The following is a 14,384-nucleotide window of genomic DNA, read 5'->3' as shown; positions in this document are numbered from 1 at the left end:
CTCTCCCTTGTTAATAGACGGCGGACGAATATTCGCCCGCCACGAAACTGTGGCAGGTTCCGTAGATTGGATAGTTACTTCAGATGGTGAGAAACGAAGTAGGTCTCCTCCACGATCTCACACGTGTTGAGTGCCAACCAGCACACGGCCGCAAACTCGTATGGAATCTTATAACTGTCAAATAGAATAAGTGGTAAAGTGCATAACAAATTTGGTATATCGTTAAAAAGTATTACTTTTGATGGAAGGCGGATGGGAGGCCGCAACCATGGCGATTGTTTCCGGGTCGATTTCCGAGGATCGGATCGATATTCACAGCGATAATATTGGCGATGATGCCTTTCTGCGTGCGGGCTTGAAGCTCAATCACCTGCGCATGATCGTCGCAATCGAAGATAGCGGACAGATTTCCGCGGCGGCGGAGATGCTGAACATCTCCCAGCCTGCCGCCTCCAGAATGCTCGCTGAAATGGAATCGATCGTTAAGACGCCGCTTTACGAACGAATCGCCCGCGGTGTCGTGCTGACGACGTTCGGACAAGCACTCGCCAAGCGTGCACGAAAAATTCTGCTGGAATTGCGCGAGGCCAGCCGCGAGATCAGCGAATTGAAGAGCGGCAAGGGTGGTTCCGTCTTCATCGGCGCGGTCACAGCACCGGCCATGAGCCTGGTTGTTCCGGCCATCGACAAGGTTCGCAAGGCGTTTCCGGGCATCGAGATCAACATAGAGGTGGAGACCAGTAACGTCCTCGCGCGGGAATTGCTCGCCGCCAGGCACGATTTCATCATCGGCCGCATTCCCGACGACGTTAATCCGCGACTCTTCGAAGTGCGCGAGATCGGCATCGAAAAAGCCTGTTTGATCGTGCGCAGGGACCATCCGCTCCTCACGAAGAATGCAAGCAGCCTCGCCGATCTCCATGGTTACGGGTGGGTCTTCCAGCCGCCGGGCACACTGCTGCGGCGGACGCTGGAGGATATCTTTCTGGCGGCGGGCGTGCCATTGCCGGAAAATATCGTCAATACATCTTCCTTGCTGCTCACCTGCGCGATCATCTGCGAGACGGACGCGATCGCACCCGTGGCGCTGGATGTTGCCCAGTTCCTCGCCGGCCAGGATGCGAAGGCATCCGACGTGCGCGTGCTGCCGACCGATTTCAAGCTCGACGTAAAGCCCTACAGCCTCATCACCGCACGCGAGCGCGCCCTGCCTCCGAGTGCGCGGCTTCTCTACGACCTTATCCTCGAGGAAAGTCGGAAGCAGGGATGCTGAGCGCAAGCCCGGCGCCATGCTGGAGGTGTTCAATGCGCCACTTGGAAGGGAAGGGGCATGTTGTTCGGGCAATCGGTTTTTCAATCCGTTCTGGAACGGCTGAAAGCAGAAGAAGAGAGCGAAGACGAGGCCGAGGCGTCCGCTGCGCATCGCGTCCATGGCTTCACAACCGGTCTCGCCTTCGACGTGATGGAGGGCGTATCAGCGGCCTCGCAACGGGTGGGCCAAGCCTATCTCGATAATCTGGAACTGGAGATGCCTGTTGCCGCGGCAGAGGAGGACATCCAGCCGCAGCCCCGTGCGGAGCCTGAGCCGGAACCCGTCATGCCGGAACATCTTGCGCGCACAGCGCCTGCCGAAATCGCTGCGGAGCTCTCCATCACAGCCGCCGATACGCTGCAGACGCTGAACGAAAAGCGCCGTGCCTTTGCCAAGTCGAACCATCCCGATCGCGTCGCGCCTGCATTCCGGGAGAATGCAACGAAGCGCATGATGCTCGCGAACCTGCTGATCGATGAAGCTGTGCGGCATCGCGGCCGCTGATTATTCGGGGTCCGTCTCTTCCGGTTTGGGAGCCTCGGCGGGTTCGGCGGGTGTCTGTGGCTTGAAAGTCCAGAAGAGCATGTAGAAAGCATAGACGCCGGCGCCGGCCGACAGCACGCCCCAGAACGGGTCGCCGGTAATGAACTCCAGCGCCGCCCAGCCCAGGCACAGGCCCACGATCAGCGCCCGCACCCAGACGCGGCGGTAGGCCGGATGGTTTGGATCGATCAGCTGCATGTGTCCCCCGGTCATATTTCGATCACTTGTCTTTAGGATGGATTTCGAGAATGTGAAAGGGCAACGGGCTTGACGGCTCGAATAGAAAATGGAATGAAAATTCCACAATTGCTACAATTCGGTTTATTTGTTCCGAGTTCGAGGGAGGTTCTCATGACAGTCAGATTTGGTCTTCTCGGCGCCGGCCGCATCGGGAAGGTTCACGCGAAAGCCGTGAGCGGCAACGCGAATGCGAAACTCGTCGCCGTCGCCGACGCGCTTCCACAGGCGGCTGAAGCGATCGCTTCCGCTTATGGCTGCGAGCTCCGCACGATCGAGGCGATCGAGGCCGCCAAGGATGTCGACGCCGTCGTCATCTGCACGCCGACCGACACGCACGCGGATCTCATCGAGCGCTTCGCGCGGGCCGGCAAGGCGATCTTCTGCGAAAAGCCGATCGATCTCGACGTTGCCCGTGTCAAGGCCTGCATCAAGATCGTCGATGAGACTAAGGCGAAGCTGATGGTCGGTTTCAATCGCCGCTTCGACCCGCATTTCATGGCCGTGCGCAAGGCCATCGACGACGGCCGCATCGGCGAGGTCGAGATGGTGACAATCACCTCGCGTGATCCCGGGGCCCCGCCGGTCGACTACATCAAGCGCTCCGGCGGCATCTTCCGCGACATGACGATCCACGACTTCGACATGGCCCGGTTCCTGCTTGGCGAGGAGCCGGTCTCGATAACCGCAACGGCCGCTGTCCTTGTCGACAAGGCAATCGGCGAGGCGGGCGACTATGACAGCGTTTCGGTCATCCTGCAGACGAAGTCCGGCAAGCAGGCGATCATCTCCAACTCCCGCCGCGCCACCTACGGCTACGACCAGCGCATCGAAGTGCACGGGTCGGAGGGCATGGTAGCGGCCGAGAATCAGCGTCCGGTCTCGATCGAAGTCGCCAACAGTGACGGCTATACGCGCCCGCCGCTGCACGACTTCTTCATGACCCGTTACACGGAAGCCTACGCCAACGAGATCGCAAGCTTCATCGCCGCGGTCGAGAAGGACGCAACGATTTCGCCCTCCGGCGCCGACGGCCTTGCCGCGCTGGCGCTCGCCGATGCGGCGGTACAGTCCGTCAAGGAAGGCAAGCTCATCAAGATCGGCTGACGGCAACTCCCGGCCGCAAGCCGAGCATGAGATGGCCGGGCAAACGCCCGGTCATTTCCGCATTTGCGCCAATCATCAGCGAAACTTGAAATAAGTATCAATGCTTCGCCTTTGACGCGAGGGCGCTTGGGGACTATCAGCGCGCGATACCGCATTGCCCCCAGGCCCTCCATGACCCTTGATCGTTTCGCTCCCGCCATTTTTGTCCTGCTTTGGTCCACCGGCTGGGTCGTCGCGAAATATGCGGCACGCCATTCGGAGCCCTTCACCTTCCTCGGTATCCGTTATGCGCTTTCGGCGCTGGCGTTTTTCGCTCTCTGCTGGGTGCTGAAGGCGAAATGGCCGGATCGCGCGACGGTTCTGCGCGCGATCTATTCCGGTTTCTTTCTGCACGGATTCTATCTTGCCGGCCTGTGGTGGGCCATTGCCAATGGCGTTGCAGCTGGCATTTCCGGGATCATCGCCGCGCTGCAGCCGCTGCTGACGGCGATGGTGGCGCCCTTCCTGATCGGCGAACACCTGCAGCCCACCCAGAAGTTCGGACTTCTCCTCGGCTTCTTCGGCATAGCGATCGCCGTTTCCCCGAAACTTTTCGATCCAGCCTCCGCGAGCCTCGTTCACGCCGCGGTGCCGCTCGCGATCAACCTAATCGCCATGATCTCCGTCACATACGGCACGATCTACCAGAAGAAACACTTGCAGACGGGTGATCTCAAGACGATCGCGACGATGCAATATGTCGGGGCGCTTATCGTCACCCTGCCGCTCGCGCTCGCCTTCGAGCGCCTGCATTTCGATGCAACGCCAGAGGCTTTCGGCGCCCTGATCTGGTCGGTCTTCGGCCTGTCGATGGGCGGGATCGGGCTGCTTCTTTACCTGATCCGCCGCGGCCAGGTCTCGCGCGCCGCATCGCTGATCTACCTGATGCCGCCAACGGTCGCGATCGAGGCCTTCATCGCTTTCGGCGAACCGCTGACCGTGCCGCTGATCATCGGAACGATCGTGGTCGTCACCGGCGTCTATCTGACGAACCGGAAAAGCGCCCGCATGGCTGAGGCTTGATCAAGCCTAATGGTTGGCATGGGTCAACTGCGCGATTTTGCGTACATGCGTGACGGCCGCGGTACCGCCGGCTGTCTTGGTGAACAGATCGAGCTTCTCTTCCTCGCTGTCATCAACCGGCGTCAGCGCCTGGTCCATGTAGTTTTTTGATGCCGGATTTCTCTTGATGAGGAACGCAGTTGCGCTCATGCGCAGGATGGTGCCTGCCAACGCGACGTGCTTGGCAACGGTTTCCCACACGAATTGCGGCCAGAAGACGAGGGGATGCTGCTGCGGCAATCCGGGCCGCCGTTCCGAGGGGTGCTTCAGCCGCAGCAGACCGCTTTGAAGGGGATGCACTTTTTCGAGCGGCACCGTGGTTGCAAAGGACACCAGCACCTTGACAAGGCTTGCAAGTGGCAAGCCGCTTGCAACGGCCCGGCGCAGCAAGGTCTTCACATGCTCCGGCGAATAATAAAGCGACCAGGCCTCGTGATAGATGTTCTCCCATTCCTGCCGGCTCATCTTCTCGTGCGCAGTGCAGACATGTTCGACGTCATAGGTATTGAGGTCGGCATCCATCGGGATGCCCTTGCGCCAGAGCGTCTGGTGATCCTCCGAGCCCGGCAGCGGCGTGAGCACGAAGAACTCGATGACATCGAGCGGCAGCTCGTGCTGAATGATCTTGATGTCGCGGCGAATGGTTTCCGGCGTGTCGGAAGGAAAGCCGAGGATGTAACCTGCGAGCGTCATGATTCCCTGCGCTTTCCAGGCGAGCAGCATCTTCCGGTATTCGGTGATCTTGTTCTGGTTCTTCTTGGCGGCCGTCAAATTGTCCGGATTGACGTTCTCCAGGCCGATGAAGACCCGCGTGACGCCGGCGCGTTTTGCCTTTTCGATGAAGTGCGGGATCTTGTGACAGAGCGTATCGACCTGGATCATTAGGCCGAGCGGGATGCCATGCCTTTCCTTCAGTTCAATCAGCCGGTCGAAGATCGCTTCCCAGTCCTTGTTGCGGGCGAAGTTGTCGTCGGTGATGAAAAATTTGTGGATGCCCTGCGCCCAGTTCATCCGCACCAGCTTTTCGATATCGTCGGTGGAGCGGAAACGGGATTTGCGGCCCTGCACATTGATGATCGTGCAGAATGAGCACTGGTAGGGGCAGCCGCGGCCGGCATCGAAGCTGCTGCTCAGCCCGAGCGTGTGTTCGACATTTTTTTTGGGCAGGAACGGCACAGGCGTGCCGCCGATGCCCGGAAGGTCGTTCATGAAATTGTAGACCGGCTCGAGCTCGCCATAGGCCGCGTCCTGCAAGACCTTGTCGAGCCTGCCTTCGGCCTCGCCGGCGAACATCGAAATGCCCATCTCCCGGCAGGCGTCGAGTTCGACCGCCTTTCCGTCGAGCATCGAAAGACAACCGGAAACGTGAAAGCCGCCCATCGAGACTGGAATGCCCGCCGCGCGAAACGGCCGGGCAATGTCGAGCGCCCGTGGATACTGGTTCGACTGAACGCCGACCAGCGCGACCATGCCGAAATTACCGTGCTGCCTCAGCAGCGCGAGCAGTTCCGGAATATGCACGCGTGTATTGGTTTCGTCGATCACCTTGATGTCGATGCCGACGCCCGGGCCGAGCACTTCACGCTCCGCGCAGTCTGCCGCAATGCCAAAGAGAGCCGCCAGCGAGTTCGAAGGGATCATGGCGCGCCACCAGCGGATCACGTAGCCGTCGTCGTCATAGTGCGACGGCTTGAGCAGAATGAGCTGAAAGCGGCGGCTGCCGGACGCTACGGGTGATCGCAAGGTCTATCTCTCTTATTGAATAAGCAGTCTGTCGTTGAATGCACCCAATGAGGGCCAGTGTCGCGAAGGCGCTGGCATGCAAGCGGAATTGCTAAGATCGGCAGATATGCCGGAAAATAGCAATGCAGATTGCGATAGTGTTCACATGTCGCCGGCGCGCAGTCCCTTGAGACCGTCTCGCCGGGGTAAGCGTTCACCTAGGCTTAAAGCAAAAAAAGGCCGGAAGATACCCGGCCTCTTTCAGTTCTGTATTCAAGCCTGTTCGCGACGCTGGCCGCCGCCATTGCGGGGGCCCTTGCGACGTATGCCGCCAGAGCCGTCCTGGCGGTGCTCACCGTGAGCCTGCTGGCCGCGATCCTCACCATGCTTGCGGCCAGGGCGGCCGTGCGCGTTACGGGCGCCGCCGGGATGATGGCGGTTCGCATCGGCGCTGCCATGCGGGCGCTGTTGCGGCTTCTTGGCCGGTCGGAAATCGGAGGTCGATACGAGGTCGTTGTCCGGCCCCTGGGGTGTCGCTTCGCCGCGGCGCTGGCCGCGGAAGTCCTCGTTGCGGGCAGTCTGGCGCTCGGGACGCGGACGGCGCTCGCGGCGTTCCTCGTTGTTCGCGCGGACCTCGCCAGCGTCGCCTTCGCGGCGCGGACGGCGGTCCTGGCGATTGCCGGAGCGCTGGTCACCCGGACGGCCATCGCCGCGACCTTCGCCACCACGGCCCTGGCCACCGCGATTGCGGTTGTTGCCGTTGTCGCGGCGCGGGGCCGCGCGCATGTGCGCCGGCGGTTCGCCGCTGGCAACGATGATCTCGATGCCCATCAGCCTTTCGATATCGCGCAGCAGGCGTGCCTCATCCGGCGCGCAGAACGCGATTGCGATGCCGTCGCGGCCGGCGCGAGCCGTGCGGCCGATGCGGTGCACATAGGCGTCCGGCACTTCCGGCAGATCATAGTTGAACACATGGCTGACGGCCGGAATATCGATGCCGCGGGCGGCAACGTCGGTTGCAATCAGAGTCTTGATGCCGCCGTCGCGGAATGCCTTCAGGGCACGCTCGCGCTGACCCTGGCTCTTGTTGCCGTGGATGGAAGCGACCGAATAGCCGACGTGGTCGAGATGCTTCATCAGCTTCTCGGCGCCGTGCTTGGTGCGCAGGAACACGATCGCGCGGCCATCCGGATTTTCGGAAAGCGACTTCTTCAGCAGATCCGTCTTGTCGTTCTTGCCGCCGACGAAGTGGACGTACTGTTCGACCTTGTCCGCAGCCTTGCCGGGAGGCGTCACTTCCACCTTGATCGGATCGGTCAGGTATTCGCCTGCAAGATCGGCGATCGCCTTTGGCATGGTTGCCGAGAAGAGCATGGTCTGGCGGCGCTTCGGAACGAGCTTGGCGATCTTGCGCAGATCATGCACGAAGCCGAGATCGAGCATCTGGTCTGCTTCGTCGAGCACAAGGTAGCGCACCGCCGTCAGCGTGATGGCGCGGCGGTTGACGAGGTCGAGGAGGCGGCCGGGTGTCGCGACGAGAATGTCGGTGCCGCGTTCGAGCTGCAGCTGCTGCTTGTTGATGGACACGCCGCCGACAACGACATTGATGCGCAGCGGCGACTTGCGGACGAAGTTCTTCAGGTTCTCGGCGATCTGGTTCACCAGCTCGCGGGTCGGAGCGAGGATGAGCGTACGCGTCGTGCGATTGTCGGGACGCCTCTCATCGGAGAGCAGTTTTTCAATGAGCGGCAGGCCGAAGGCAGCCGTCTTGCCAGTGCCGGTCTGGGCGAGGCCGATCAGATCGCGGCCTTCGAGGAGAAGAGGGATTGCCTGCGCCTGAATGGGCGTCGGCGTTTCAATGCCGAGCTGAAAAAGCGTGGCGACGATCGGCTTGGAGACACCAAGCGATTCAAAATTAGTCAAGTCATAACCTTTCGGGGCGCCGAAACGATGTGCCGGATCACACCATGCGGTCCGGTATCATTCTGACGTCAAGAACCCCGCGTGAAGTGGGAACTTGTGTGTTGGAAAAACTTTCCAGCGCTTCTGGCCGCACTTGGGATCGCGGCATCCTATGAAATGCGCTTTTATCCTTCTTCTTGCGTTTGTCTTTTTTCGCAGGGGCAGCTCACGCGGCGGCCGGAAGGTGAAAGCTGGCCTGCATTTGGTCTAGTTCAGGTTGAAAGTCAAGAGACGAGCGAGAGAAAGGTGCTGCGCCGCCGCCCAAACGAGCGGCGGCGTGGCCCACACATGCTCCTCAATACCCGGGGCACTTCAATAGCCGGGGCAGACCCGAACTCTGACCCATACGTCCGCTCGGTGATCGTAGCGGCGCTCCACACCGCAATATCCATAATTGCGGTAATAGGCCGGGTAAGGCCGATAGTAGGAGCGATAGTAAGGCCGGTAGGGCCGGTAATAGCTCCGATAGACCGGATACGGGCTGTAGTAGGGCCTGTAGTACGGCCTAGAGTAGGCTCCGTAATAAGGCCCGGAGTCGGCTCCATAGTAAGCCCCGGAGTAGGCTCCATAGTAAGGTCCGGGATAATAGCCGTAGCCAGGGTAGGGACGGACAGCATGCGAGAGAAGGATGCCGCCGATTGCTCCGGCCGCAACACCGCCCCAAAAGTCATCGCGGGCGTCCGCCGGGGTTGCCGGAATGAGGGAGGTGCCAGTCAAAGTCAACGCCATCAAGCCCGCCGCCATGCTTTTGTGAAGTACGGACATGATCGTCTCCTTTCATAGACGAACTTGTTTCTTGAAGCCGTCAGGAGAAACCGTGGCGAAACGCGGCCAACTGATCGAGTTCAGTCTTACAACGTGGGAGATTATAGCATAGTTCCTGATACACTTGGGCCGAACTTCGTTGTCCCGGGGTCAGATTTCCGGAACGTGTCATGGTTAAAACCTTGTTAAACGGCTTACACCTATAGTGGATGCCAGAACAAAACTCCTTCTCCTGACAGCGAGGCGACATCTTTGACATCGAGCGGGGACCTTCTCGAACTGGCATGCAGCCGGATCGCAGATCTGGAGACGCCTGCCTATGTCAAGAACAGCGAGCTTCGCTACGTTGCCGTCAACGAATCCTATGCCCGCTTCTTCGGCAGGGAAATTTCCGATTTCATCGGCCGTCGGACCCGCGAAATTCTCGATCGTCCGGAAGAGGAGGAGCGTGAAGACAAGGAGCGGCGCGCGCTCGTCTTCGGCACCGAAGAAACTGCCATCTGCTTCGATGCTGCCGCAACCGAGCATGAGCGGATCCGGATCGAGAGCTTCATGCCGTCGCAAGACCGGGCCTATGTTTTCGGTATCTTCGAGGCGCGCACGCAGCCCCGCCGGCCGGTTCTCTCGGGGCCGGATCAGGCTTTGCTCGCCGATTTCGAGCGCGTCCGTGCCACGCTGGAAAAACTCGATCATCCGGTCGGCATTTTCGCTGACGACGGCCGCCCGCTGATCGTCAATTCGGCTTATCGAAACGGAGGCAAGGCATCGTCCGCGGAAACCGGATGGCACGAGAGCGTAAACGAGCTCGATCTCCTCCGAACCATCATGGAAGACCTGCCGGTTGCCGCTTTTGCGCGCGACGAACGGCACCGCCTCGTCTATGCCAACCAGTATTACGAGACCTTCACGGGCCATGTCCGGTCAAAGGTGCTTGGCCTCACAGAGTTTGAGATGTTCGGCGAGGAGAATGGCGCCAGCATCTATGAGGAAAACGCTCTGGCGCTCAAGGACGGCTCGCTCACGGAGGTGGAAGGTAAGCTTCCAAGCACGGACGGAACAGTTTATCCGATCTTGACGCGCGTCAATCGCGTGCAGACGCCGGATAGCAAGGTCTATGTTGTCGGCTCTTTTTCGGATATCTCACCGCTCAAGGAGCGTGAAGCCAAGCTGATCGAGGCCCAGAAGCACGCGGAAATCCTGCATCGCGACATTGAAAACATCCTGCGTTCGCTGCCGGTCGGCGTGCTGATCCTCGATAACAATCTCGATATCCTCTACATAAACGACGAATTCTACACGATCTGCGATCTGCCGCCTGACGATCGTTTTGACGGCCGGCCGTTCATCGATGTCATCCGCCGTAATTGTGAACTCGGGCGCTATGGCCACGAGCACAGCCCGGAAGAGATCCTGGCGGAGCGCCAGCGCCATTTCGGTTCGGATGGGGAGCAGGAGCCGATCGAACTCAGTTGGTCGGACGGCAAATCGATCATCTTCGACAGCCGCCGCATCTCGAACGACCGCATTCTTCTCTCCTATTCCGATATGAGCGCCATTCGCGCGAGCGAGAAGGAAATCCATGAAGCGCGCGCTGCCCTGGAGCACCTCGGTGAACTGATGCGGGATGCGACGCGGGCCATGCCGCAAGGCTTGACGATCGTCCAGGACGGCATCATCAAGCTCTCCAACGATGCGCTTTCGGAAGTTCTGCGTATTCCGCCGGAATACCTTGTTGCGGGCCGCGGCTGGATCGACCTCTTCAATTTCTGCGCCGATCGCGGCGACTTCAAGAGTCCCGCCGCCGAAGTGTTGCACTATTGGCGTTCAAACATCGCTGCGAAGCAGCCGATTGCCACTGTCTTTCATGTGGCCGGGGAGCGCTGGGTGAACATGGAGGCGACGATCAGCGAGCGCGGCCATTGGGTCGCGCTCTTCACCGACGTCACCGAAATGAAAGAGCGCGAGGAAGAGCTTGAGACGCTGCTGGCACGGGCTGAGGCCGCCGATCGCGCCAAGTCGGAATTTCTCGCCAATATGAGCCATGAAATCCGCACGCCGATGAATGGCGTGCTCGGCATGGCCGAGCTGATGGCGAAGACCGATCTTGACCCGCGGCAGAAGACCTTCATCGACATCATCGTCAAGTCCGGCAACGCGCTTTTGACGATCATCAACGATATTCTGGACTTCTCAAAAATCGATGCCGGACAGATGACGCTGCGCAAGGCGGCCTTCGATCCGGTGGAAGCGGTCGAGGATGTCGCGACGCTGCTTTCTTCGCCCGCGGCTGAGAAGGATCTCGAGCTTCTGGTGCGCGCCGATCCGAACCTGCCTGCCGCAATCATCGGCGATGCCGGGCGGTTTCGCCAGATCGTCACAAATCTCGTGGGCAACGCCGTCAAGTTCACAGAGAAGGGACATGTCTTCGTCGATGTCGGTTTCCGGCCTGGCTCGGACGGCGAGGTCATGGTCGAGATCAGGATCGAGGATACCGGCATCGGCATCCCGGCAGACAAACTGCAATCGGTCTTCGACAAATTCTCGCAGGTCGATTCCTCTTCGACGCGGCGCCACGAGGGGACCGGCCTTGGTCTTGCCATCACTGCCGGTCTGGTCGATCTCTTTGGCGGTTACGTCAACGCCGAGAGCGAACCGGGCAAGGGCTCGGTCTTCACCGTCAACCTGCCCTTCGCCATCGCTGCCGCCCGCCTCGATCCCAAGCCGCTGCCCGTCAATGTACGCGGCGCACGCGTGCTCGTCATCGACGACAACGAGGTGAACCGCCGCATTCTCTCCGAGCAGCTGCCGCTTTGGGGGTTTGACGGCGTGGCTGCCGAAGACGGCGGGACCGGCATTGCCATCCTTGAGGCCGCACACCAGATCGGCGTTCAGGTCGATGCCCTGGTGCTCGACTATCACATGCCGGAAATGAACGGTGCGGAAGTCGCCCGCAGGCTCAGGGCCGACGCGCGCTTCGAGTGCCTGCCGATCATCTTCCTGACCTCAATGGATATCTCCGGCACGGAGAAGGAGTTCGCAGCCCTCAACGGCCATGCGCATCTGATGAAACCGGCCCGTGCCAACCTTCTTCGCAACACGATCGTCGAGGTCGTGCGCGCAAGCCGCGTGAAGCGGGCTTCTGCAGCCGAAATCGCACGCCTGCAGGCAGAAACCGAGATGAGGGAACCGGAGCCTTATGCGCCGCCGTCCTCAAAACAGCGAAAGACGGCCTTCATCGATGTGCTCGTCGCCGAGGACAACGAGGTGAACCAGATCGTCTTCACGCAGATCCTGCAGGGCACCGGCCTGAGTTTCCTCGTCGTCAATAACGGCCAGGAGGCGGTCAACGCCTGGGAAAGCCATGCGCCGCGGATTATCATGATGGACGTCTCGATGCCGGTGATGAACGGCCACGATGCGACCCGCGCGATCCGTGTCCGAGAGCGCGGACAGGGCCACCGCGTGCCGATCATCGGCGTAACGGCGCATGCGCTCGAAAGCGACCGCGAGCTCTGTCTCAACGCCGGCATGGACGATTACATGTCGAAGCCGATCAGCCCCGAACTGCTGGAAGAGAAAATCCAGCTCTGGCTCGGCAAGAGCGCGCAGTTGCCCGGCCGCTCGGGCCGCTAGGGTTTTACGCCGCAGAGCATCTCGCGCTTGCCGGCGAAACCCTTGCGCCGCTCGACCGCAAATCCCGCCGCCATCAGATTGCGCCTGACGAAGCCTGCAGCGGCATAGGTCGCGAAGCTTCCTTTTGAGAGGGTCTTCTCGCAGATGAGCCGCATTAGATCTTCCGACCACATGTCGGCGTTGCGCGACGGCGCGAAGCCATCGAGATACCAGGCATCGAAGCCGGGTTCGGCAGCCGCAACGCCATCGATTGCCGGGCCGCAGACAACGCTCAAGGTCGTCTGCTCGTCCAATGCCAGCGTCACGGTACCTTTCGGTTGGCCGGGCCACAGCGCCGTCAGCGCCTTCCGCTCGGCATCGATTTCCGGCCAGTGCGAAAGTGCGCGACCGATCTCGTGCGGGCGCATCGGGTAAAGCTCGAAGGAAATGAAGTTCAGATGTTGACCCGTTTGGCGATGCGCTTTCCATTGCCGCCATGTTTCCGCGAAGTTCAGCCCGGTGCCGAACCCCAACTCTCCAATGCGGAAATTTTCCTTGCCGGTCCACCGTTCCGGCAGGCCATTGCCCGCCAGAAAGACGTGGCCGCATTCGAGCCGCCCGTCCGTCTGGCAATAAAAATGGTCGCCAAAGGCCCGCGAATAAGGCATATCGCCGTCGCGCCATTCGAGCGGCTGGCTCGTGCTGCCACTCTGATCGGGATCAATCTCTGTCATGCCTAAAGCCGATAGTGCGGCCATCTCCTCCGGTCAATCGTCCGTCAGCCTGCTGATTGCCGGGGGCGGCATCATGGGGCTGTGGGCGGCGGTTCATGCCGAGCGGTTTGGCATCGACACGCTCCTCGTCGATGCCGGTGAATTGGGGCAGGGCGCGAGCGGCGGGCTGCTCGGGGCGCTGATGCCGCATTTGCCGGACAAATGGAATGCCAAGAAGCAGTTCCAGTTCGATGCGCTGGTTTCCCTCGAAACCGAGATCGCTGCGATCGAAGCTGCCACCGGCCTTTCCACAGGCTACCGCCGCTCCGGGCGCATCATCCCGCTGCCGAAGCCGCATCTACGCAAGATCGCGCTTACCCATTTTGCCGATGCCGAAACACATTGGCATCGGCACGGCCGCAGCTTCCATTGGCATGTCGCAGATGCTCCGCCGGTTACAGGCTGGATCGACCCTGCCGCTGGTGCGAGCGGCTTCGTGCACGACACGCTTGCTGCCCGCGTCGCACCCCGTACGCTGGTCGCCGCTCTTGTCGCCTTTCTGAGGCAGGCAAAGCGTGTGAGCATTATCGAGAATGCTACAGTCGACGGTCTCGAACCGGAACGCGGGATCGCCGACGCCGGTGGGAGAACAATCGCCTTTGGCCGCTGCATCGTCGCGGCAGGTCATCAGTCATTTCCGCTTCTGCAGCGGTTCACGCCCGGATTGGAAAGGCCGCTCGGCCAACCGGTCAAGGGGCAGGCGGCGCTGTTGAAAGCCGAGATCGATCCCGCCCTTCCCACCATCTTCCGCGACGGCCTCTATATCATTGCTCATGAGGGCGGCCATGCTGCGATCGGCAGCACCAGCGAGGACCGTTTTGACAATCCCAATACGACCGATGCTCAACTCGACGCTCTGATCGAAGCGGCGCGCGAGATGGCCCCCGTGCTTGGGAAGGCGCCGGTCGTCGAGCGCTGGGCCGGCCTTCGTCCGAAGGCGATCGACCGCGATCCGATGATCGGTCCGCATCCGATTTATCCGAAGCTCATCGCCTTGACCGGCGGCTTCAAAGTCAGCTTCGGCCTTGCCCACCGTCTTGCCGAAGCTGCCGTACATATGGCCGACGGGCGTTCCGCACCTTTCGCCCTGCCGGAAAGTTTCGCGTTTTCGAGCCATATCATCGCTGCTTCACGTTAAACGTGAATTAGAAGCTGGTGCTTTTCGTTATTCTGTCATGCAAATCGCCTATCTGCTAGCGCATCGACGGCGCCGGAATCGTCTGCGCGCCCTTCCTTGTGGAGGAGATTGT

11 protein-coding genes are annotated in these 14,384 nt (G+C 60.6%); 6 read left to right on the top strand and 5 right to left on the bottom strand.

The window, feature by feature from the left end:
• The first annotated feature begins 268 nt into the window (after positions 1-268).
• Positions 269-1,273 (top strand): LysR family transcriptional regulator, encoded by a 1,005-nt coding sequence (locus RGR602_RS13760; protein WP_039846867.1) that lies wholly within the window; start codon positions 269-271, stop codon positions 1,271-1,273.
• A 57-nt stretch (positions 1,274-1,330) separates the two neighbouring features.
• Entirely contained in the window at positions 1,331-1,816 is a 486-nt protein-coding gene (locus RGR602_RS13755) for a hypothetical protein (RefSeq protein WP_039845578.1), read from the top strand.
• On the opposite strand, the gene RGR602_RS13750 is transcribed toward RGR602_RS13755, so the two are convergent.
• Complete coding sequence (locus RGR602_RS13750) at positions 1,817-2,053, bottom strand: hypothetical protein (RefSeq protein WP_039845577.1); 237 nt, start codon at positions 2,051-2,053, stop codon at positions 1,817-1,819.
• Between the two features lie 153 nt (positions 2,054-2,206).
• On the opposite strand from RGR602_RS13750, the gene iolG reads away from it, so the two are divergent.
• Positions 2,207-3,199 carry an inositol 2-dehydrogenase gene (iolG, locus tag RGR602_RS13745; protein ID WP_039845576.1) on the top strand — a complete coding sequence of 331 codons (993 nt, stop codon included), beginning with the start codon at positions 2,207-2,209 and terminating at the stop codon, positions 3,197-3,199.
• Positions 3,200-3,370: 171 nt separating this feature from the next.
• Entirely contained in the window at positions 3,371-4,261 is an 891-nt protein-coding gene (locus RGR602_RS13740) for a DMT family transporter (RefSeq protein ID WP_039845575.1), read from the top strand.
• A 6-nt stretch (positions 4,262-4,267) separates the two neighbouring features.
• Here RGR602_RS13740 and RGR602_RS13735 read toward each other — a convergent pair whose 3' ends face one another.
• The 3 genes from RGR602_RS13735 to RGR602_RS35630 all read right to left on the bottom strand — a co-directional run bounded on the left by RGR602_RS13735 (position 4,268) and on the right by RGR602_RS35630 (position 8,749).
• Positions 4,268-6,043 (bottom strand): B12-binding domain-containing radical SAM protein, encoded by a 1,776-nt coding sequence (locus RGR602_RS13735; RefSeq protein WP_039845574.1) that lies wholly within the window; start codon positions 6,041-6,043, stop codon positions 4,268-4,270.
• A gap of 252 nt (positions 6,044-6,295) precedes the next feature.
• Complete coding sequence (locus RGR602_RS13730) at positions 6,296-7,945, bottom strand: DEAD/DEAH box helicase (RefSeq protein WP_039845573.1); 1,650 nt, start codon at positions 7,943-7,945, stop codon at positions 6,296-6,298.
• A 351-nt stretch (positions 7,946-8,296) separates the two neighbouring features.
• Complete coding sequence (locus RGR602_RS35630) at positions 8,297-8,749, bottom strand: hypothetical protein (protein WP_082046542.1); 453 nt, start codon at positions 8,747-8,749, stop codon at positions 8,297-8,299.
• A 252-nt stretch (positions 8,750-9,001) separates the two neighbouring features.
• Between RGR602_RS35630 and RGR602_RS13725 the strand changes: the two genes are divergently transcribed.
• Positions 9,002-12,382 (top strand): response regulator, encoded by a 3,381-nt coding sequence (locus RGR602_RS13725; protein ID WP_039845572.1) that lies wholly within the window; start codon positions 9,002-9,004, stop codon positions 12,380-12,382.
• On the opposite strand, the gene mnmD is transcribed toward RGR602_RS13725, so the two are convergent.
• Positions 12,379-13,095, bottom strand: coding sequence for a tRNA (5-methylaminomethyl-2-thiouridine)(34)-methyltransferase MnmD (gene mnmD / locus RGR602_RS13720; RefSeq protein WP_039845571.1), 717 nt, complete (start codon positions 13,093-13,095; stop codon positions 12,379-12,381). The two genes, RGR602_RS13725 and mnmD, sit on opposite strands and share 4 nt — an antisense overlap.
• Here mnmD and RGR602_RS13715 point away from each other — a divergent pair.
• Positions 13,094-14,272 (top strand): NAD(P)/FAD-dependent oxidoreductase, encoded by a 1,179-nt coding sequence (locus RGR602_RS13715; RefSeq protein ID WP_039845570.1) that lies wholly within the window; start codon positions 13,094-13,096, stop codon positions 14,270-14,272. The genes mnmD and RGR602_RS13715 overlap by 2 nt on opposite strands.
• Positions 14,273-14,384 lie beyond the last annotated feature (112 nt).

This window comes from Rhizobium gallicum bv. gallicum R602sp (assembly GCF_000816845.1).
GTDB lineage: Bacteria > Pseudomonadota > Alphaproteobacteria > Rhizobiales > Rhizobiaceae > Rhizobium > Rhizobium gallicum.
Note: the sequence above shows the minus strand (reverse complement) of the source record. Positions and strands in the feature narration are given on the sequence as shown.

What these genes read in the sequence shown, in the direction of transcription:
- RGR602_RS13760 (WP_039846867.1), top strand. Translation starts at nt 269, where the DNA reads ATGGCGATTGTTTCCGGGTCGATTTCCGAGGATCGGATCGATATTCAC.
- RGR602_RS13755 (WP_039845578.1), top strand. Translation starts at nt 1,331, where the DNA reads ATGTTGTTCGGGCAATCGGTTTTTCAATCCGTTCTGGAACGGCTGAAA.
- RGR602_RS13750 (WP_039845577.1), bottom strand. Translation starts at nt 2,053, where the DNA reads ATGCAGCTGATCGATCCAAACCATCCGGCCTACCGCCGCGTCTGGGTG.
- iolG (WP_039845576.1), top strand. Translation starts at nt 2,207, where the DNA reads ATGACAGTCAGATTTGGTCTTCTCGGCGCCGGCCGCATCGGGAAGGTT.
- RGR602_RS13740 (WP_039845575.1), top strand. Translation starts at nt 3,371, where the DNA reads ATGACCCTTGATCGTTTCGCTCCCGCCATTTTTGTCCTGCTTTGGTCC.
- RGR602_RS35630 (WP_082046542.1), bottom strand. Translation starts at nt 8,749, where the DNA reads ATGTCCGTACTTCACAAAAGCATGGCGGCGGGCTTGATGGCGTTGACT.
- RGR602_RS13715 (WP_039845570.1), top strand. Translation starts at nt 13,094, where the DNA reads ATGCCTAAAGCCGATAGTGCGGCCATCTCCTCCGGTCAATCGTCCGTC.
- mnmD (WP_039845571.1), bottom strand. Translation starts at nt 13,095, where the DNA reads ATGACAGAGATTGATCCCGATCAGAGTGGCAGCACGAGCCAGCCGCTC.